Raw genomic sequence first — 17999 nt, forward strand, 5'->3', positions numbered from 1 at the left:
CCGTGCCTTCACCACCTACAGTTTTTTCTGCAAGCTGTTTTTTTACTTCTTCTGCGATATCCAGCTTCTTAAGAGCATGGACTTCTTCTGTGACCAATTCTTTATCTGAAGCCACTATCTTGATGTGGCTTTCTTTGTCACTTGGGAAAATATATCCGCCAGCGCTAATCTCTAAGCGGTATTTCCCAATTGGCAAGATAGTGTCCAGATTAAAATTCACGCCTGAGTTTGTGACAGTTACCCTCTTCTTCCATTGGTACTTGCCTATGGTCAGACTAACGACCGCCACCTCCCCCTCCAGAGAGGGGACGGCTCGATAATCTTCGTCTAAAAGGACAAATCCAAAGGTAGAAGCCACATCACCTTGTTTGATGAGGTAACCGCCATCCACTTGAGCAAGATTGGTCGTATTGAGATTACAGACCATTCTGCGCCCCTTTCTCATCTTCAACTAAGATGTCATCTCTAATCTGCAACGCCTCAAAATTGTTGTACAGGTGGTCAATGTAACCATTACCACCCAAAGCTTTGTAGCTATTGTGCATATTCTCCACTACATAGAACTCATCTTTGGTAGTAAAACCACGACGGATTGCCCTGCGAATATCACGATCAAGGCGCATCCTCATAGTTACAAGGTGTGCATCGTCGTGCAATTTTAGCTTTGCCTGTACTTCGTCAATTTTGGCGTTATTCTCGTCAGCAGTAATCTGGACATCTTTGATTTGTTTCTTGACATCATTCAATTCTGAAATGATTTGGTCTGTCTGTTCCTTGGTCTTCTTCGGCATTTTATAGCCCAACCAAGCCACGACGATCGGCGTGGCAACTGGTAGCACGTTCATGAAGAAATGTTCTATCTGTTGTAAGACGTCCATAGTTACCCCCTGTTATTGGTTAGGTGCAACTGTTGTAGCAGAAGGTTCTGTTGCTGTAGGAGTTACGGTAGCTGTTGTAGAAACTGCAGCTGCTGGTGCAACAGTTGTAGGGGCATTTTGTTCTTGAGGTTCGTACTTCCATGCCGCGCCTGTTCCGTCCATTTCAAGACGACCGTTACGGGCGAAGTCACTTGCAAGTTCACCGTTGTAGGTAAATTCCTTGTTCAATTGAACCAAGATACGCTTGCCTTCGCCATCAACCTCAACATGAGTTTGGTCTTCAATGGTAATCAAGTCATGTGCCATGTAGCGTTTACCAACTTCAGCAAGTGGAATCAACTCAACCAATTCCTTGTAGTTTGTTCCGTAAGCGATTGTCTTGCCTGCTACGGCATTTAAAACGACCGCATGGATGATTTTCCCATAACGGTCAGTTTCAGCTTTGTTATGCTTAACTTCTTGGTCTGTCGCAGTCTGTTTTGCTTCAGTTTGAGCCAATTTCTGCTCTGCCTCTTGAAGCTTAGCCTGTGCTTGCACGATGGCGCTTGTTGGGTCAAGTTCTGTACGGATATGGTCCAGTACCGCTTGAACCAAGGTTGCTTCATTGTCTTGTGTGTGGTCACCGTGCAATTCTACTTGCTCGTAAGAATAGCGTCCGTTGTTTTCCATCTTGATTGCGACAACTGTCACATTTTCTGCACCTTTTAAATATGGTTTAATTGCTACTTCGTAATTCATTAGTTAATTCCTTTCATTTTAGCTTGTGTTTCTTCAAATAGCTCTTTTAGAGCTGGGTCATATTCTAGAACCTCTTTCATTGTGTGCAATTCACTTGCTGCATACAAATAAAGAGCCTCATTCTGAGCTGATTCTTTCTCGCTGACTGCTAGTTTTTTAGTCAGCGAATCAAGTGTTAACTGATTTACTACTGCGTCCATGTTGTTATTCATGCTATTGTTTCCTCCATTTTTTCTATTTTTTGATTTAACTCTTGAATAGCCTTGATTAAGTAAGGTACTAGTGCAAATGTGTTGTATGTGTAAATCCCATCTGGAGCCTCACGAAAAGCGTCTGGAGCGTACTTCTGCACATCTTGAGCCATAATACCACATGAGATATCCTCTACCTCATTATTAAATTCTTTTCGGTAACTATACGTTTTCAAATGATTAATAACATCAACCCCTGAAACACTACTCTCTTGAATGTTTGATTTCAGTCTGCGGTCAGAAGTATCGTTCCAAGCTGGGAACCAATCTCTGGCACCACTGGCTTTTTCCAGATAAAAATAATCTTTACTGCTTCGTCCAATCTTCTCATATTCACCAGAATAAATCCAAGTACCACCATCATAAAAGATTCTGCCTGTAACTTTCAGGTCGCCGTGAATAATTGGTGTTCTCCAAAATTCGGCGGTATTATAACAATACATACTGCCATTATTTTTAACGAACCATGCATAGTATCCAGGACTATTCCAATCATATCCCCAATTGACCCATAGTGCAGTACGTCCACTGCCACCTTCGCCATCCCCCATTCCGACCGAGAAGTGATTGCGACCAGTTAGCCAACGACCAGAACCTGAATCATGCGTTCCGAGTTGGAAGCCACCAATCCAGCCTTTGTAACCCTCTAAAACAGTTGAGCTAGTAATGACTGATTCAATTTTTGTCGCAAAGATACGTTTAGAAGTAAGTTGGTCAATAAATGCTTCATTTGCAATCATTTTCCTAATAAACGCATCGTCAAATCTCACTTTATCAGCCGTGACCGCTTCAGCGTTTAATATCGTAGTTGTGACGGATCCAGCTTCAAAATTGGCCGTCTTTAGCTTATCAACCATCGCCGACTTGATAACCGCATTGTCAATCAAGGTTTCGCCTGTGATATGGGTCAATTTTCCGTCAAGTCGATTATGACCGTTAGCGCCAAGATTGATTCCAGAGATGATATCGCCAGCTGAATTGATGTTTTGAACTGCCCACGAGCCAGCCAACTGACTTTGAACCGAGCGAACGGCTTCGTTAGTATCTTCTGGAGATGGTTGCCAAGGTCGTATTGTGGTTCCTTCGTAGACATCTACATCTCCGAACAATAGTATTGCGACATTGCTATCAGTTGTCCCATTGTTGTCAATGCGGATAAATCCTTCATCGCATTCTCCTGAATTAAAAGTGTAATTCTTTCTGACAGCTTCGTCCGATGAAAACTTAACATTCTCAACCAACGGCACAACTCTTGTAAATGCTTGATTTTCTCCAGATTTTCGGCCAAGGAAAAAGATAGTCGCACCTTTCATGTTCCAGGTATTGAACGCTGTCAAGGATAGCGTATAATCTGTGTTTCGTTTCAAAGGGAATCGAATGGTTGAGACAGGAACAGCCTTTCTCGTATTATTTTCAAAAAAGAAAAGCTTTCTCTTTTCGTTGTAGAAGAAAGTATGCGTTCCTGTGTATATAGCAGGATTTTGACCAGGTTCCCAATAACCCCAGTTTTTGTTGTCTTGTGGATTTCCGCTGTTTTTTATAAGATTTGGTCCACCTTGTCGACTGTACTTGCTAACCTCAACCTGAAACAGCTGATTGGTCAGTGCCATACGAGCGACTTTATCAGCGATATCGTTCTCATTTCTGCCGATAATACGCTCGTACAGCTTGCTAGTCTCTTGCACACTCTGGAAGTCCGTTTGGTTAACCTTGCCAGCCATTTGCGATATGATGCTTGCAAATTGACCGTCTACTGTCTGCTTGTACTGAGCGATTTTTGTAGCGATGTCATTATCAGTCTGCGTGCTAATCGCACTAAATCGACGTTCAAGACCTTTCACATCTTCTTGATAAGCAGATTTCCCAACATAGTCTTGGGATATCCGCTCACGGATTGCAGACGCTTGACTAGCACTTTCTTCACGAACATACCGCTTCAAATCATCTTGTCTTTGACCGTCATTATTGACATAGGTCTCAACATTGGTTATTTTTGTTGATAATCCCTGAGCAGTCTTTTCAAACTCGGTCTTAGCTGCATTGATTTTCCCAAGCGTATCAGTTGATAGGCTTTCAAATTTTTGCCTTAATACTCTTTCAGTCTGTTCGACTGTAGCATTGTCCGCTTTACCAGCTAGACTTTGTTGTAACTCAGACTTGAAACGATTTACATTCTCTGACAAGTCACGTTGATCCTTGCTTGACTCTTGCTTGAATTGATTCATCTTAGCAGATGCCTGGTCAGCAATAGTCTTGGCTTCCTGAGCTAGTGAACTGCTTGCACCAGCACTTCGCAGGGCCTCTTCAGCTTTTCGTCTAGCTTCTTGGATTGAAGCATTATCGAAGTTTTGGAATCGTTTATCGATTTCGTTTGAAATGTCTTGCTTGACTTCTTCGGCCTTAGCCTTGTACTGCTCGATGGCATCCGTGATAGCTTTCTCACGCTTGGCAAATTCAGCATCAAAAGCACGGTCAGCGTTTGCGATTTCCTTTTTCAAACGTTCATCAAAAATCTGATGCAGATTTCGGCTTTCATTCAAAACGGCATCATTTACAATCCCACCTATCGCATTCGCAAGACTGGATTGGAATGTCCCAAAACCAATTGATTTTAGACGTTTCGCCATTGGTGAATAGGTATATTTGGTGATTTTCTTACGAACATCAAGACCGTACCACTCGTGGTAGATACTGACCACATCGAACATCCGAACCGCTACATCGCTCTGGCCGACAACCGATATTTCGAGGTTATCTTCCAACATATCGCACATGCTTGTCCGAAAATACTGCTTACCGTATTCAATCAAGCTAGATTGGTCTTTGACGTTCTGGTCATTAACCTCAACAACTGCTTCATAGATTTGACTGTATTTCCCAAGCAAGGGACTATCAATCACCACTACATAATCAACGTCAGGCGCCTTTTCTCCCTCGCCTTTAACGGTTGTTTTAAAGGTTATCCGAGTTTTCAAAGATTTCGTTGAGGTCTTATGCTGGTAGCTAGATAGATTTTTCTTGTACATAAAAAGCGATTCATTTTCAGAACCGCCATTTTTTAACAAGCGTAAGTTGTATCCGTTTCGCACCATATCTCCACCCCACTGACCAAGGATAGAGTGCTTGTCTTTAGCCAAGACCTCCATAGCATTCTTATCCTTGATGCTAAACGTATGCCTATCGTCAATGTCCGAAAAGAAAGAGAAAGGATTGGCTCTGGTAATACTACCAGCCAATGCGCTCAATACCCTTGTACCACTGACACGATCCACATCGATAGAGCTGACGATGTAGTTATTTAACAGGCTGATAACCTGATTGGCATAGACTTGGATATATCCTTGTTGCTTTTCAACCTCAAAAATATAAAAATCCTGCTCACCATGCAGGTCATCAGCTGTCAAAAAGGTTTCCTCTTTCAGCAATTCCCACTTGGAATCCGACGTAGGAAAACGAAAGGTCAGTTGATAGGTATTGTTCCGTTCCTGGACAATTTCGTCATTGTAGGCCTCATTTAAAGGCGTATTGCCTTCAGTAAGATAAATCATAAGGTATACCTCCAATTCGGCCGAACTATGACCTTACGAACAGCACCAGTAAACACCAGACCGTTATTACCAACTGCCAATTCAAAGAATCCTCCACGTTTACGTAAAGTATTTTGCACCGCACCATCTGCATTATAGATATTTTGTTTCTTATGTCTACAATCAATTGTCACTTTTCGTCTAATGGTCAAGTGCATAGTTGTCCGTCCGATAGTCAAAGAAATATCTCCGTCTCCCTCAATCTCAATCACAGGCTCGCTATAGACAGAGCCTGGATTGTTGACATTACCGCTTGCGGTAAAGACCAGAGGTTCAACAGATTTCTGATAACGGAACGGCTGCATACTCAGCTTGATTTCTAATTTCCAGCCGTGCATTCCTTGAGGTTTGTATTTTGCACTTACAAAATCAGCATAAAATAAAGAGCCTAGCTGGTAGCTAAACTCTAGCGTGTTGTCATTTGGTTGGAATCTCTCAACGATTTTAGACGGGTCTACCGTCCTTGGAAGGTAAAATGCAAAAGTCCTTTCGTAACTCTCATAAGCACCGTCCAAGACACGGTAGTTCCCGTTAACCCCAAATAGGGTAGCTGTTTCCGAGACTTTAGGTTTAGCAGCCTCTACCTCGCCAAAATCTGTCACCACACATTTAGGAATGGTTGAAGTATTGAAACCATTGATAATCATGTATTCCATTAAATACCCTCCCTGGCATAGATTGCACCTTGACGTTGATAGACGCTCATTGAAATTTTATCAGCATCCAGGTAAGTATCTGACGGCTTTTCAAGGATAGCAGTAAGGATCTTTTCCATACTTGCTCTCAGAATCGCTATCTCAGACACGGTTTGACTGTCTTTTGCCTCAATTTGAGCGCTTGGCATAGCCAAACTTGCTTCAATATTTTTGGCAATGGTAGGCGTTCCACTCAAACCAAAATCATCGTTTGAAAATGCGTTTGAGATTTCACCAGCCATTCCGCTGACAGATTTCTTAACACCTTTGAAACGGTCCTGCAACCCTCTATCCAAACCTTGCATAATCGCATTACCAGCAGGAATCAAGAGCTTGCGGTCATACTCAATCGGACCTTTGTGGTCAGCAATCCACCCAGCAATACCACCGACAAAGTCAGTAACTGCTCCCCAAGCAGACTTCAAACCGCCTAGGAATCCATCAAGGATAGCCTTACCTGCTGACCATAGGTCAATGTTTCGGATACCATCAAAGATACTCGTAACATTGCTTACAAGATCACTAACACCTTGCTTCATACTTTCCCATGCTCGCTGAGCGCCTTGGACAAGTCCATCAATCAGACCTAAGACGGTTGATTTCAACCCCTCCCAAGCACTGCTTGCGACAGATTTGATTGTGTTCCAGATATTAGATAATATCTGAGCAAATCCATCAAATATTGCTTGCCCAGCAGCTGACAATCCATTCCAGATTGCCTCGCCGACTCCTTTGATCGCTTCCCAAGCTGTAGACCAATCACTGTTTATTATTGCCATCACAGCGGTTATAATTCCGCTGATAACGTCCATAGCGGTTTGAATAGCGATTTTAATCAACTCCCAAACCGTTGTTACAACCGTACAGATATTATTCCAAGTTCCTTCAATCAAAGGTCCGAGGATATTCATGGCCGTTTCAATGACCGATTGAATAATCGGCATGACCGTCTGAATAACTGTCTGAATGGCATTCCAAACTGTTTCAAAAGTTTGTTGAATCAAACCTTGATTTTCAGTCCACCATAGGGAAATACCGTCCCAAACTGATTTAACAAAATCAACAACCGCTTGGATAATTGTAGCGACAACAGCCATCATATTATTCCAGACGGTTGTAGCCGTTTCAACAATACCATTCCAAACACCAGACAATGTTGAACTGATAGACTGCCAAGCACTAGACAACCAATCCATGAAGCCTTGCCAAATTTGTCTACCTGTTTCGGTTTGAGTGAAAAACCAAGCTAACGCAGCAACAAGTGCAGCAATAGCACCAACAACAAGAACGATAGGATTTGCAGACATAACTGCATTAAATAGACTAAAAGAACCACTAGCTCCAACTGCTGCCGCATTCTCAGCTGCTAAAGCAGCCGTCAAGGTTCCACTGGCAACCGCTCTAGCTTGAGATAAGGCAAAAGAGATATTAAAGATTGCGTTTTTAGCGCTCTCGATAGTTTTTGTAGCTAAACTAACAGCTTTGTAGGTTTTCCATGCTGTAGTTAATCCAATAACAGCAGACGCAACTGCAGATACAATACCTGGATGCTCTTTTAGCAATCCTGTTATATCCTTCAAAATCGAAGAAGCACCTTTTAGAACATTAGAAAGAAATTCAAATGTCGTCCCTAAAAGATTAACATTTTGACCGCTATCTTGTATGCCTAAAAAGCCTCCAACAAAATCAGCTACGATACTACCAACATTACCGATAACTGACCCAATATTCTCAAAGGTTACACGGATGTTGTCCGCAATATTGATAATTTGATTCGCTGCATCCTCGCTAAATCCAAGTGCATCTAATATCTCGAAGTTCCCCTCTTTATCCATAGACCCAAAGATCATATCAAAAAAGGTTTGGAAAATCCCTGTCACACGTCCGATTTGGTTATAGACTGCACTACCAAAAGCTTCCCCAAAGAGTTGAGAAGCTAGTGAACTGAGCCCTTCAGTTAAGACTACTCCTAAACCAGACAAGATATTGCCTATCATTGGTAAGAAGTTGCCGAAAAGGAAAGTTTTAGTGGTTTCTAGTAAAGATTGTAGTGCTGGCGTAACGTTTTCGCCAATAGCTATCTTCCCAAGCACATTTTGAGCAGCTGCTTTCATCGATTCAAAGGAACCTGTGAAAGTTGTTGCTGCCTCTCTCGCTGTCGTACCAGTGATATCCAAATTCTCTTGGATAGCATGAATAGCGCTATAAACATCTGACAAGTTATTTATGTCATACTTAACACCTGTCAATTTTTCTGCGTCAGCCAAAAGCCGCTGCATTTCTTGCTTCGTACCACCATAACCCAATTTTAAGTTGTCGAGCATGGTATAGTTTTGCTTAGCAAAACCTTGATAAGCCAGCTGAATACTTTCCATAGATGTACCCATCTTGTTCGCATTATCTGACATATCAATCATTGCCATATTAGCTATGTCAGCTGCTTTATCTGTATCTCCTCCAAGAGATTGTAGCAAGCTTGCTGAGAAGCCTGTAACATTTTCCATATAGGCATTAGCTGAAAGACCTGTTGTCTTGTAGGCCTCGTTTGCAAATCCTTTGACCTTATCAGCTGAGTCTTTAAATAAGGTTTCGATACCTCCAAGAGATTGTTGAAGTGCTGCCCCTTCAGTTATGGATGCTCCAATTGCCTTACCAATGCCAGCAGCAGCAATAACACCCGAAAGGGCGCCCATCATTTTAGAACCGAGGGATTGACCTGCACTCGTTCCTGCAGAGGCAACTTCACCACCCAATTCTTTTTGAATCATTCCACTAATACCTTTAGCCGATGGAATGATCTGAACGTAGGCTTTTCCTAATTCTGTTGCCAATTATTCATCACCTCCCGTTTTCGCAAGCAATAACCTGCGATAATTTTCAAAGTCCTCACCAGATTCAAAGACGAGATAGTCTTTATCATCATTCTCACTCTTATCTCTCTTAATTAATTGATCCGCGATGGATGCAGGACGATTAACACCCTTTTGTCCATCTTTTGTCTGCAACCACAAAGAAAGAGAAAGTCTGTCTACGATACTTGCAAGTAAAGTTGTTTCCAGAGGTACAATCTGGTCAGACATAATCTGCTTTATCCGCGAATCATCACGCAAGCCATACGCCAAAACAGCCACCTGATTTAAAGGTAGCTGTTTGTAGTCGTATATCTGATAGGTTTCCGCTAAATCACAGACAAGGGCATCCTCGTCTGTGCTAATCATCTGAGCAAGGACTAAGATTTTTTTAGGTCTTTATTAGCTTCGAAAATGCTCTTAATATCAGCGAATAACACTTCAGAATCAAGGAAATCTTCCCCTTCTTCCAAATGATTCAAGAATTTTTCGGCTTGTTCTTTACCGAAAAGAAGATTGAGCATTTTTTCAGCTGCTTCAAAATCCCCTTTTTCCATCTTGGAAGCTGCACGCATGAGATAAAAGTTTCTCAATCGTTTTTTAGGGATTTTGTACTCAAACCCTGATTCCGTTTTTCCTTTTAAGATTTCTTCCATTTACTTTACGCTCCTTGAATATATTCGTAGTGAGTGTTCTCGCTGTTGTCTGGTAATGCAGTGATCGTCAATTCATAGCCGATAGGTTCGCCGTCCTTATAGCTAATTTCGCCAATTTCGCTAACCTTACCACGAGGGATGACGACGCGTTTTACATAGCCATTTTTCAACAATGTATCAATAACCAAGCTATGTTCTGGCAATTCTTTACCATTGGCTTTTACAGTGATACCTGTTTCAAGGGTTCCTGAAACGTTATCTGGTCCATAAACTTCTTTCAAGACTTCAATGTTCAGACCTTCAATCAATTTGTATTTGAAGGTGTCTTTTTTTTCAGTTTGAGAAGACAAGACTGTTTGTCCGCCCCAGGCCTTGACTTCTTCGCTTTCTGGCGAGTTCTCATTGGTCAATCCATCTTCTGAAATGTACCCTAGTGTTTTGAATGCTACGTCCAAGGCCGTTTTGGCATTCGTTGGAAGATTTGTTCCAGCTGGAGCAGTAGAAACCGCCCCTCCGATTTTCGGCTTAGCAGCCGTTACATTTGATGCTGATGCAGTCGTCATATTCTTTCCTCCTGTTGATTCTGCATTTGGTGTTCTTACTTCTGGTGCTTCTAATTCTGGCGCCAAAACCACACCTCCTTTTTAAAAATAATTGATGTCATATACCGCTTGATAGCGATATTGCTTCGTTTCAGTGTCTGTAAAGTTGTAGTCACTATTGTGATGTACACCGCTGACTTCGTTGACCGTGATGAGATCCTCAACTACTTTCTTGACTTTCTCATTCAGCTCAGCAGCCTTTTGAAGTGATGGTGCATAACTTTGAAAAGCGAATGTGGCAGAATGAACGTAGTCACTTCCACCACTTCCTGTCTTTTCTAAAATGACATAACTCTCAGGCATATTCGGTTTGTGTTCAAAAAAAGACGGAATATCTAACTGTCCGTCCAAAAATTTCTTTATAACTAATTCGATCATCTCATAGCCTTCAGTAAAATATTATGTTTTTTATTTCTGGCCATGCTCTTGATGTCAGTTGTACTAATCTTCGCATTGGCACGCTTCTGCCCTGGCGATACGGTCAATTCAAACCCCTCGCCAGCTCTTTCAGCAATCCCTTGCCCTTTCTCTTCTAAAATATCTTGCATTTCAGGAGAACGTAACAGAGCAGATACTCCAAGTGGGTTCAATTGAAACTTCATATTACTCATAAACTTCAACCATAACCTTTCTATTCCAAGATAATGGAATCATTGACTCAATTCCCTCTTGAGGAAGGCCAATTGTCCGCCATTTCCGACCAAAAAACTTGACCTCACGGTTTTCCCACTTGTTAGTATCTCCTTTGGGAATACCAAGTGTATAGACCGCCTTCTTTCCAGTCAAGTTCATTTGATTGATGACGTCCTCTGATGAAGTTGGGGCAACTAATACATTTTGAACCTCAATCTCAACATCACGATGGATTGGATGACCGAAATCGTCGTTACCAATTTCTACCTTGTCCACTAAAATGACAGGGATTCCTTTTAGGTAGGTCATAAATTTCAATCGCTCCATATCGTTGTTTTTTCTTCAAACCAAGCCTTTTCAGTTCGGTGTCTTTGATAAAGAGACCGCCTCCAGGAACAAGGTAAGAACCACTAAACGAATAACCCAAGGCACTTTCAGAAACTTGAGTCATCGGTTCATGGTCTGTTGAGGTCATTAAGGTTCGTGCCACGATATCGACCGTCACAGACTTGGCAACACTAGCGAATGACACGCTCTCAGCTACCATATCATCAAGGTCTTTACCGATTTTTTCAGCTTCCACTCGCAAAGAATTAGATACAACTTTCAACAAAGCCTCAGCCCTTGCACGCTCATCAAATTTCAACGAGCGCCACAACAATTCCAAGTCTTCAACCTTTGCAAAATTTCCCATAGCTTAACCCTTGTTTTCCTCGTACAAGGCTACCAAATCGGATTTTTTTGAACTCTTATCGTAATCAACGCCTAATTCATCCAAACTAGACTTTAATTCCGCTACGGTCATATCTCCTCCGCTTGGCGCCGTATCTTCCACAGGCACCCAATCTCCGCCAAGAACACTCTCAGCGGAGATAATCACGCCCGTTTTCGTATCACGGTATAAAGCCATAAAACTTACGCTTTCACACGCGCGAAGGCATCTTCATCAAGGATACCCCAGCCGATAAAGGCTTCCGCACGCAAACAGATTTCATTGTAGGCTTTAAGGTCACGACCAGCGCCGTCTGGATCACCGTATTCAATGATTTCCATTGGGATATTTTCAGAGTACCCCCACTTGAAGCGGTTTTGGAAGTCCCCAACGATAGCATGGTCTGTCTCGGCACTACCACCAGTTACAGTAAGGTTCTTATTGATGTCTGATTTCATTCCGTAGAATGAATCAGGATTTTGACCAAAGCGGAACTCAGGATATTGAACAACACCGTTTACCTTAACTTTCGCCAATGCTTGCCCAGCAGCTGGTGACAAAGCAATGCCATTTACTTCACATCCTCTAGCTGTAACTTGCTGGACTGCTGATTCCAAATTCTCATCGATTTTAGTTTCATCATACGTCACGACACTTCCACTAATCACACCATCAAATGAGTTTGTTGCGCGGAAAGTTGCATCTGTCATGGATTTTGGCTCTAAACCATGAAGAGCAGCAAGGTCAAAGGCTTCCGCAATCTTCTTAGCGAATCCGTCCATATATGCTGACAAGAAGTTCATTCGTTTTTCTTCAGACGCATTTTTAAATTCATCTGTAATACGAGCTTGGTAAACAAATTTAAGCGGTTTGATAACTTTTGAAGTCAACTTCGCTTTATTTCCGAGTTTTTGCTCACCTTCACCAACAATTTGCGCATTTCCTTCAAGGTTGAAGATGAATTGCTCTACCCCATTAAATGGGATTGGGGTTTGTGCTGACAATTTAGCCAATACAGATTTCCCCTGTACCTTGTCAATCAATTCTGTTACTAGTTCTGGTTTGAAAAGTGTTCCAGCTTTCATTGCATTATCTGTCATAATTTCTATTCTCCTTTTGGTAGTAATTCACGAAGCATTTGCTTCATTTGCATAGTTTTGTCATCACCCATAGCAGGCTCAGTATCTCTTAGCGGTGCTTGAGTTATTGCTGGACGCATAAAGCCAGCTAGACGCTCAGCGTCAGCCTTTAATGCCTCTTCGTCAGCGCCTTGAAGACGGTCAGCCAAGTCATAAGGCAAGCCATTTTGTAAAGCGATACGAGTTCGCAAGCTAGCAGTTTCATAATTGCTCACTTGCCCCTGCAATTCAGTGATTTGAGCGTCTAATCCCGCTCTGATTTGCTTGTCATCTTCAACAGTAGACTTCAAAGTACTGTTTTCAGATTCCAGTTCTGAAACACGTTTTTTAAGATCATCATAATCACCGAATTTTTCACGCTCACGTCTGATACGCTCTTTCACGATATTATCTAGCTCTTCTTGTGTTTCAATCGTTTTAAATTCAGACATCTTCATGTCTCCTTTCTCCTGCTTTCCCGGCAGTTCGGTAATTTTTTAGGCATCAAAAAAAGCAGTCTCTCAACTGCTCCTCTTAATAACTGATTTTTTGCTTTTTCTTAGGCTTAGTTGTCAAACAAGCCCAATGCGCAAGCAAGGCGCTATCCATCAAAGAAATATCCATATCTGCAAAATGCGAGCGATAGCCAAAGCCACCGTTTGACCCGATGTTCCGCTTCTCACAGTTGGTTGTGATTTTCTTCAAAGACGGTTGACCAGCATGACACAAGGTCTTTTGATAAATCCCTTGTTCCCACATAGAGTTAGCCACGATGATTTCCTTAACCGTGGGCAATATCACGCTCTTCATGCGTTCTTTCTTCAACTCTTCATCAAGGATTTTCTGACCACTTGCCCCATCGACTACGATAGTAGCCACATCAGCACGCTTGACAAAATCCAAGATCCAGTCATTTCCATTACGGACTGACTGACAGTCAATCGTCTCAACAAAAATCCGCTCATCTACCGTACGAACAGCAATACTTAATGCCACATTTGCGCCATCTTGACCGTATTTGACTCCGACAAACAACTTACCTGATAAATCAGGCATAGAGTCAACACACAACTCATTCCATTCCGTTTCCGAAATAGCAGATTTCTGGTTGTATTCTGGCCAATAACCCAAACGCTGAACATTATGGTCTAGCTTATCATCACCAAGCTCGGCTTCTATCTTCCGCTCATTCAAATGGTAACCCATTGAGGGATTGGAGTTATACCAGGCATCGACATCATCGATTTCTTTTTCCTCAGAGACCGACCATTCCGCCCAACCTGAGTATTTTCCTTTCCCAAAAAGGCAAGTCTTACGGTAATTTGTGAATACCGTCCCATTTGAAACAGGTGTAGGAGGTGTCCCACACATGATTGTGATTGGATTGCTACTATCCGTTACCGTATATTTCAAGGCCGACTCCTGCTCAGTCGTATATTCCTGAGCCTCATCGATAATCATCATGTCAAATCCTTCACCAAGACCACCATTTGATGTCCTAGTACGAAATTGGATTACACCACCTGTTGAGTAAAGTTCAATTCTCTCTTGTCCCTTAGCCCTGATAGAGTTAAAATCCTCTCCATCCACATATCCCATCTTTTCAAGGTATCTCTTGACCTTTTCAAAAGAAGAATGAGAGGTTGAAATTCTATGGGCCGTATGCAGAATGTTCATCCCGTCGTGCAGACCCCAGATTTCAAAAATATAAACAACTTCAGTCTTACCATTACGCCGTGGGATAGAGTAGCCAAATTTCTGATGAACCCATAGGCCATCTTTGTCAACGGCCATCATAGGGGTCAATAGGTTTATCTGCCAAGAGTAACAAGATAACCCAGTTCTTTCATAAAGCTCAATCGCTTCTTTTGCTTTTGAATTTTTCTTGACGTACTTTAAAATTACCGATTGAGTAGGATTCTGATTGCCAAGTTTCTTTCTAGCCATCCACTGCTCCTTTCAATCGTACCGCATGATAACCCTATCGCTGGGATGATTTAATTGATTACGTTTAAAATATAGTTTTTAGCAACATCTAGCATTCCCAATGCCTGCAAACTACTATCCCAGCTATAGCCAAGATTTATCTCACCATCTTTATCCAAAGAAACCACCAATACCGAAGTATAGTTATGACTAGCCTCAAGATTTTCCTCCAAAATTTCTTTCACGGAAGCACCACGCTCCAGACTAGACTTTTTCTCTGAAAAATCAATCGTGTTTTCCATTGTTACCCCTTTCTAAGCATAAGAAAAGCACCTAGAATTTTCTAAGTGCTTAACCCCAAGCGAATGATTTCTCACTTGGTAATTCTCCTTTATCCCACATCTGCTTCACTGCTCCACGAGCCTTGTTCGCATAGTAAGGATAACCTAGTTCTTTATCATAATTTGACTCGATGACAACTGTAACTTCACCAGTACTCTCATCAATCTCAATCATACCTGGGTCACGGTTTTCAGGAATATACCAATAACCCTTACTCTTTGAATTGAAAATTTTAATAAGTTTAAGCATTATAGGTCTCCTTTCTCCTTCATCCAAGCAATCCATGCTTTTTGGTAGTTATAGCTTTTATTAGTGAGTTCGTGGGCTTCATCGTACTTCATTCCCTTTGCCATCAAATCATGTTCCATCAACTCATGGCGTAACATCACAAGGTCGTGAGGTTGAATATTCTTGCCACCGATTTCTGAAAGTCGTCGCCAACTCTCAGCCATATCATAGCTAGGGTCGAAACGTTTCCGACCATCTTCTAAATCATACTCATTAATAAAAACATGATTATAAATCTTCTCAACATCTGATTGTGAAAGACCGCTATTGTTAGATACCTTCACTATTTCATGTTGCTTATTTCGATTTCGTACACTCTCATAAAACTCTTGAGCATGGCGGTCACGCTCTTTATTATACGGATCATTTCTGTCGTTCCAAGCACCATACACAGCACCACTACTCTTCATAACCCTATTATAGCGCTTTTGTTCACGCTCGTCAACAGACTCAATACCAATACGGCTTCTTTCCTTAACTAATTTTTGCTTTTCATTAGTCCACTTCTTAGTATGAACATTCTGTTTCTTCCCATTACCAGGATGATAATCAACAGTACACCGACAATTGCCATGCCGTCTATATATATCCTTGGGAACTTCTGGATAATTATATGAACCCTCCAAACTCTTGCACCATTTGCATGGATGACCGACAACTCTTCGAACGATTTTCGGACTCAACCCCACTTTATGATGAAATTCCACATTTTTCCTAATGCTATCATCCACAATGCTCTGACAAAAATTTACAATCGGATCATCAAGCAACCATTTTACATCATCAAAACTTTCCTCACTGGCTAAACGATTAACGAGACCATCAATTCTGTCTTGATTCAATTCAGGAATCTGAGTAGCTAACCCTATTTTAGCCTTAGAGTTCAAATTCTTCTGAACTTGCTCAGTATAATCACTCACAAGCTCATAATTTCGCCCCAGAACGTCCGTCAGCACACGTTGAGCAATATTGTAATACATTTTACCATCTGGTAGCGTTTCGTTCGTTAGAGAGGCTCCCAGAGCCTTAGAAAGTATCTCCCCAATTTCAACAGCATATTGATTAGCGTCCAAATAACTTGCCTTACTATGATGCAGTTTAGACAGCAAGTCTTTCAATACCTCGCTGTCTAGCCTAGCGCCTTCAAACTCAGACTTGATTTTCTTGAGCAGGCTCGGAACGATATCCTCAACCATCTGTAGCCTCCTTCACAATCAATTCAGTCTTACTAATCATAGCTTCCGCTTCTTGCTTGCTCATTCCAGTTGAGGTTAATAGGAGTATCCCATTTTCCTTTGAAAGCACCCCTTTTTGGTAGTTGCTTAGTAGAGAAGTAATCTCATATGTTGAAATGATTCTATTTTGTTGCTTATCCTCTGAGTTAGTAGCTTTTTGTTCTACTTCCTCAATTTTCGGAGTAGCGTTCATATCGCCTTTAATTCCAGTCAGGTCACGGATGGTTTCAGCATCCATATAACCAGGCACCGCTTGATTCAGTTTGATAACACCATCACCAATCAAAGTCAGCATGTTAGCGTCCGCCTCAAACAAAGGCTCCCACTTCACGACCGTTTTATTGAACTGTTTCCTCAAATACGGAAACTCATCACGTAAACAAGTAGCCACATAAGCCACATTCAGCAAACCAGAGCCCAGAGAGCGCTGAGCCTTCCGACCAGCTAACCGCAAGTTCTCATGACTAGCCTTGATAGCTTCAACAGATGACGGATTGTCAGACACAAAACCAAGATCATCCAAGGTCAATCCCATTTCCCCAGCAAATCCAGCAGCTGCAGTCCGTAACTGCTCAGTAAAAGGAGACATGCTGGACGTAGTGAATTGTCCCACATTCGGCTTGTCCCCCTCGTCATCTTTGGTAAAGGTTAGCAAGCTAGATACAGTCGCTTTCCATGTGTCAATTGCCTCAGCATCTTGGCTCAATCCCAATACATACTTCTGAGGGAATGAATAGAACTCAGCAGTCACATCTGACCGTTCAAGCGTTCGTTTAGCATATCTCTGATAGTACATTCCAGCCCGAGTAATTCGTGACCGACCAAACGGACGAACCGCATCAGGTCTATGAATGACTGGTACCAACAAAGGAACCCCAGTTGGATTTCCGATTGCAAACGGTTTTCCATCTTTCGGATAGAACCAAGTCACATCACTAGTAAAATAAGCCTCAAGCACGGCATAACCATTGCCATCCCGTTTTAAAACGGCATAGCCCTCTGTCAGCAAACCAGTGATAGGATCTAGAACACCAGTCGCATTACTTGCCTCAATAACCTGTAATCGAGGAGCGTCATCATCGTCTCCTTGCGAAATGTAAACAAAACAACACGACCCAATCAGAGCTGAAAGGATCGCGCTATCAAAGAATACATCTGGATTGTTCTGAGCAAAGATTTCATTCGCTCCAAATTCGTCGTTAGCAAACTCACGAAAAACCAAACGGTCTGCTAGGCTATCAACACCTTTAGCAGCCCAACCTAAGACTGCTCGATATTGTTGCCTGATTTGAGGTGGTATCGTAATACCAACATCTATCTCATTGTGTTGCATAGCATACTGATTGTATCTAGTATCTACACCCATTTTATAATTGGCTAACTTCTTCCTGAGATAACCCATACCTTTCAATGTCATTTTATACAACTACCTTTCATTTCCCACGAGAAAAAATGTACAGTGACGGTGTGAAGCCCTGAAGTACCGAGG

At 42.0% G+C, this 17999-nt stretch carries 22 protein-coding genes; all 22 read right to left on the reverse strand.

Annotation, left to right across the window (positions count from 1 at the left end):
• A partial coding sequence (locus RWP09_RS09010; protein WP_314436826.1) for a hypothetical protein occupies positions 1 to 427 on the reverse strand: 427 nt, incomplete at its 3' end.
• The gene (locus tag RWP09_RS09015) at positions 417 to 791 is read right to left on the reverse strand and encodes a hypothetical protein (RefSeq protein ID WP_314436828.1); all 375 of its coding nucleotides are present in this window, start codon (positions 789 to 791) and stop codon (positions 417 to 419) included. The genes RWP09_RS09015 and RWP09_RS09010, both read right to left, overlap by 11 nt.
• A 99-nt stretch (positions 792 to 890) precedes the next feature.
• Positions 891 to 1616 carry a hypothetical protein gene (locus RWP09_RS09020; RefSeq protein ID WP_314436830.1) on the reverse strand — a complete coding sequence of 242 codons (726 nt, stop codon included), beginning with the start codon at positions 1614 to 1616 and terminating at the stop codon, positions 891 to 893.
• Entirely contained in the window at positions 1616 to 1828 is a 213-nt protein-coding gene (locus tag RWP09_RS09025) for a hypothetical protein (protein WP_314436831.1), read from the reverse strand. The genes RWP09_RS09020 and RWP09_RS09025 overlap by 1 nt, the downstream gene beginning before the upstream one ends.
• A complete protein-coding gene (locus tag RWP09_RS09030; RefSeq protein WP_314436835.1) occupies positions 1825 to 5415 on the reverse strand; it encodes a phage tail spike protein in 3591 nt (1196 codons plus the stop codon). Before RWP09_RS09030 ends, RWP09_RS09025 begins: the two co-directional genes overlap by 4 nt.
• Positions 5412 to 6110: a phage tail protein gene (locus RWP09_RS09035; RefSeq protein ID WP_314436838.1), complete on the reverse strand. Its 699-nt coding sequence runs from the start codon at positions 6108 to 6110 to the stop codon at positions 5412 to 5414. Before RWP09_RS09035 ends, RWP09_RS09030 begins: the two co-directional genes overlap by 4 nt.
• Positions 6110 to 8980 (reverse strand): PblA, encoded by a 2871-nt coding sequence (locus RWP09_RS09040; RefSeq protein WP_314436841.1) that lies wholly within the window; start codon positions 8978 to 8980, stop codon positions 6110 to 6112. The genes RWP09_RS09035 and RWP09_RS09040 overlap by 1 nt, the downstream gene beginning before the upstream one ends.
• The gene (locus RWP09_RS09045) at positions 8981 to 9367 is read right to left on the reverse strand and encodes a DUF5361 domain-containing protein (protein ID WP_314436844.1); all 387 of its coding nucleotides are present in this window, start codon (positions 9365 to 9367) and stop codon (positions 8981 to 8983) included.
• An 11-nt stretch (positions 9368 to 9378) separates the two neighbouring features.
• Positions 9379 to 9654, reverse strand: a complete 276-nt coding sequence (locus RWP09_RS09050) for a hypothetical protein (protein ID WP_314436846.1) — start codon at positions 9652 to 9654, stop codon at positions 9379 to 9381.
• A gap of 5 nt (positions 9655 to 9659) precedes the next feature.
• Positions 9660 to 10217: a hypothetical protein gene (locus RWP09_RS09055; RefSeq protein WP_025170910.1), complete on the reverse strand. Its 558-nt coding sequence runs from the start codon at positions 10215 to 10217 to the stop codon at positions 9660 to 9662.
• An 81-nt stretch (positions 10218 to 10298) separates the two neighbouring features.
• A complete protein-coding gene (locus RWP09_RS09060) occupies positions 10299 to 10634 on the reverse strand; it encodes a hypothetical protein (protein WP_314436848.1) in 336 nt (111 codons plus the stop codon).
• Positions 10631 to 10867, reverse strand: a complete 237-nt coding sequence (locus tag RWP09_RS09065) for a hypothetical protein (protein WP_314436851.1) — start codon at positions 10865 to 10867, stop codon at positions 10631 to 10633. Before RWP09_RS09065 ends, RWP09_RS09060 begins: the two co-directional genes overlap by 4 nt.
• The gene (locus RWP09_RS09070) at positions 10860 to 11198 is read right to left on the reverse strand and encodes a hypothetical protein (RefSeq protein WP_314436855.1); all 339 of its coding nucleotides are present in this window, start codon (positions 11196 to 11198) and stop codon (positions 10860 to 10862) included. Before RWP09_RS09070 ends, RWP09_RS09065 begins: the two co-directional genes overlap by 8 nt.
• A complete protein-coding gene (locus RWP09_RS09075; RefSeq protein ID WP_314436857.1) occupies positions 11143 to 11583 on the reverse strand; it encodes a phage Gp19/Gp15/Gp42 family protein in 441 nt (146 codons plus the stop codon). Before RWP09_RS09075 ends, RWP09_RS09070 begins: the two co-directional genes overlap by 56 nt.
• A 3-nt stretch (positions 11584 to 11586) precedes the next feature.
• Positions 11587 to 11799: a HeH/LEM domain-containing protein gene (locus tag RWP09_RS09080; RefSeq protein WP_314436861.1), complete on the reverse strand. Its 213-nt coding sequence runs from the start codon at positions 11797 to 11799 to the stop codon at positions 11587 to 11589.
• Between the two features lie 5 nt (positions 11800 to 11804).
• Positions 11805 to 12701 (reverse strand): phage major capsid protein, encoded by an 897-nt coding sequence (locus RWP09_RS09085; RefSeq protein WP_314436864.1) that lies wholly within the window; start codon positions 12699 to 12701, stop codon positions 11805 to 11807.
• Positions 12702 to 12706: 5 nt separating this feature from the next.
• Entirely contained in the window at positions 12707 to 13171 is a 465-nt protein-coding gene (locus tag RWP09_RS09090) for a DUF4355 domain-containing protein (RefSeq protein ID WP_314436867.1), read from the reverse strand.
• Between the two features lie 82 nt (positions 13172 to 13253).
• Positions 13254 to 14666, reverse strand: coding sequence for a terminase (locus RWP09_RS09095; protein WP_314436870.1), 1413 nt, complete (start codon positions 14664 to 14666; stop codon positions 13254 to 13256).
• Between the two features lie 50 nt (positions 14667 to 14716).
• Complete coding sequence (locus RWP09_RS09100; RefSeq protein WP_125443107.1) at positions 14717 to 14947, reverse strand: hypothetical protein; 231 nt, start codon at positions 14945 to 14947, stop codon at positions 14717 to 14719.
• A gap of 49 nt (positions 14948 to 14996) precedes the next feature.
• Complete coding sequence (locus RWP09_RS09105; protein WP_314436876.1) at positions 14997 to 15236, reverse strand: hypothetical protein; 240 nt, start codon at positions 15234 to 15236, stop codon at positions 14997 to 14999.
• The gene (locus RWP09_RS09110) at positions 15236 to 16471 is read right to left on the reverse strand and encodes a hypothetical protein (protein ID WP_314436879.1); all 1236 of its coding nucleotides are present in this window, start codon (positions 16469 to 16471) and stop codon (positions 15236 to 15238) included. The genes RWP09_RS09105 and RWP09_RS09110 overlap by 1 nt, the downstream gene beginning before the upstream one ends.
• Positions 16464 to 17927, reverse strand: coding sequence for a hypothetical protein (locus tag RWP09_RS09115; RefSeq protein ID WP_314436882.1), 1464 nt, complete (start codon positions 17925 to 17927; stop codon positions 16464 to 16466). The genes RWP09_RS09110 and RWP09_RS09115 overlap by 8 nt, the downstream gene beginning before the upstream one ends.
• Between the last annotated feature and the right edge of the window lie 72 nt (positions 17928 to 17999).

Origin of the sequence: uncultured Streptococcus sp., from assembly GCF_963521255.1 — a bacterium.
Classification (GTDB): Bacteria; Bacillota; Bacilli; order Lactobacillales; family Streptococcaceae; genus Streptococcus.

Bases quoted from the DNA above. Each gene is read 5' to 3' on its own strand.
- RWP09_RS09015 (WP_314436828.1), bottom strand. From the start codon at position 791: ATGCCGAAGAAGACCAAGGAACAGACAGACCAAATCATTTCAGAATTG.
- RWP09_RS09020 (WP_314436830.1), bottom strand. From the start codon at position 1,616: ATGAATTACGAAGTAGCAATTAAACCATATTTAAAAGGTGCAGAAAAT.
- RWP09_RS09025 (WP_314436831.1), bottom strand. From the start codon at position 1,828: ATGAATAACAACATGGACGCAGTAGTAAATCAGTTAACACTTGATTCG.
- RWP09_RS09030 (WP_314436835.1), bottom strand. From the start codon at position 5,415: ATGATTTATCTTACTGAAGGCAATACGCCTTTAAATGAGGCCTACAAT.
- RWP09_RS09035 (WP_314436838.1), bottom strand. From the start codon at position 6,110: ATGGAATACATGATTATCAATGGTTTCAATACTTCAACCATTCCTAAA.
- RWP09_RS09045 (WP_314436844.1), bottom strand. From the start codon at position 9,367: ATGATTAGCACAGACGAGGATGCCCTTGTCTGTGATTTAGCGGAAACC.
- RWP09_RS09050 (WP_314436846.1), bottom strand. From the start codon at position 9,654: ATGGAAGAAATCTTAAAAGGAAAAACGGAATCAGGGTTTGAGTACAAA.
- RWP09_RS09055 (WP_025170910.1), bottom strand. From the start codon at position 10,217: ATGACGACTGCATCAGCATCAAATGTAACGGCTGCTAAGCCGAAAATC.
- RWP09_RS09060 (WP_314436848.1), bottom strand. From the start codon at position 10,634: ATGATCGAATTAGTTATAAAGAAATTTTTGGACGGACAGTTAGATATT.
- RWP09_RS09065 (WP_314436851.1), bottom strand. From the start codon at position 10,867: ATGAGTAATATGAAGTTTCAATTGAACCCACTTGGAGTATCTGCTCTG.
- RWP09_RS09070 (WP_314436855.1), bottom strand. From the start codon at position 11,198: ATGACCTACCTAAAAGGAATCCCTGTCATTTTAGTGGACAAGGTAGAA.
- RWP09_RS09075 (WP_314436857.1), bottom strand. From the start codon at position 11,583: ATGGGAAATTTTGCAAAGGTTGAAGACTTGGAATTGTTGTGGCGCTCG.
- RWP09_RS09080 (WP_314436861.1), bottom strand. From the start codon at position 11,799: ATGGCTTTATACCGTGATACGAAAACGGGCGTGATTATCTCCGCTGAG.
- RWP09_RS09085 (WP_314436864.1), bottom strand. From the start codon at position 12,701: ATGACAGATAATGCAATGAAAGCTGGAACACTTTTCAAACCAGAACTA.
- RWP09_RS09090 (WP_314436867.1), bottom strand. From the start codon at position 13,171: ATGTCTGAATTTAAAACGATTGAAACACAAGAAGAGCTAGATAATATC.
- RWP09_RS09095 (WP_314436870.1), bottom strand. From the start codon at position 14,666: ATGGCTAGAAAGAAACTTGGCAATCAGAATCCTACTCAATCGGTAATT.
- RWP09_RS09100 (WP_125443107.1), bottom strand. From the start codon at position 14,947: ATGGAAAACACGATTGATTTTTCAGAGAAAAAGTCTAGTCTGGAGCGT.
- RWP09_RS09105 (WP_314436876.1), bottom strand. From the start codon at position 15,236: ATGCTTAAACTTATTAAAATTTTCAATTCAAAGAGTAAGGGTTATTGG.
- RWP09_RS09110 (WP_314436879.1), bottom strand. From the start codon at position 16,471: ATGGTTGAGGATATCGTTCCGAGCCTGCTCAAGAAAATCAAGTCTGAG.
- RWP09_RS09115 (WP_314436882.1), bottom strand. From the start codon at position 17,927: ATGACATTGAAAGGTATGGGTTATCTCAGGAAGAAGTTAGCCAATTAT.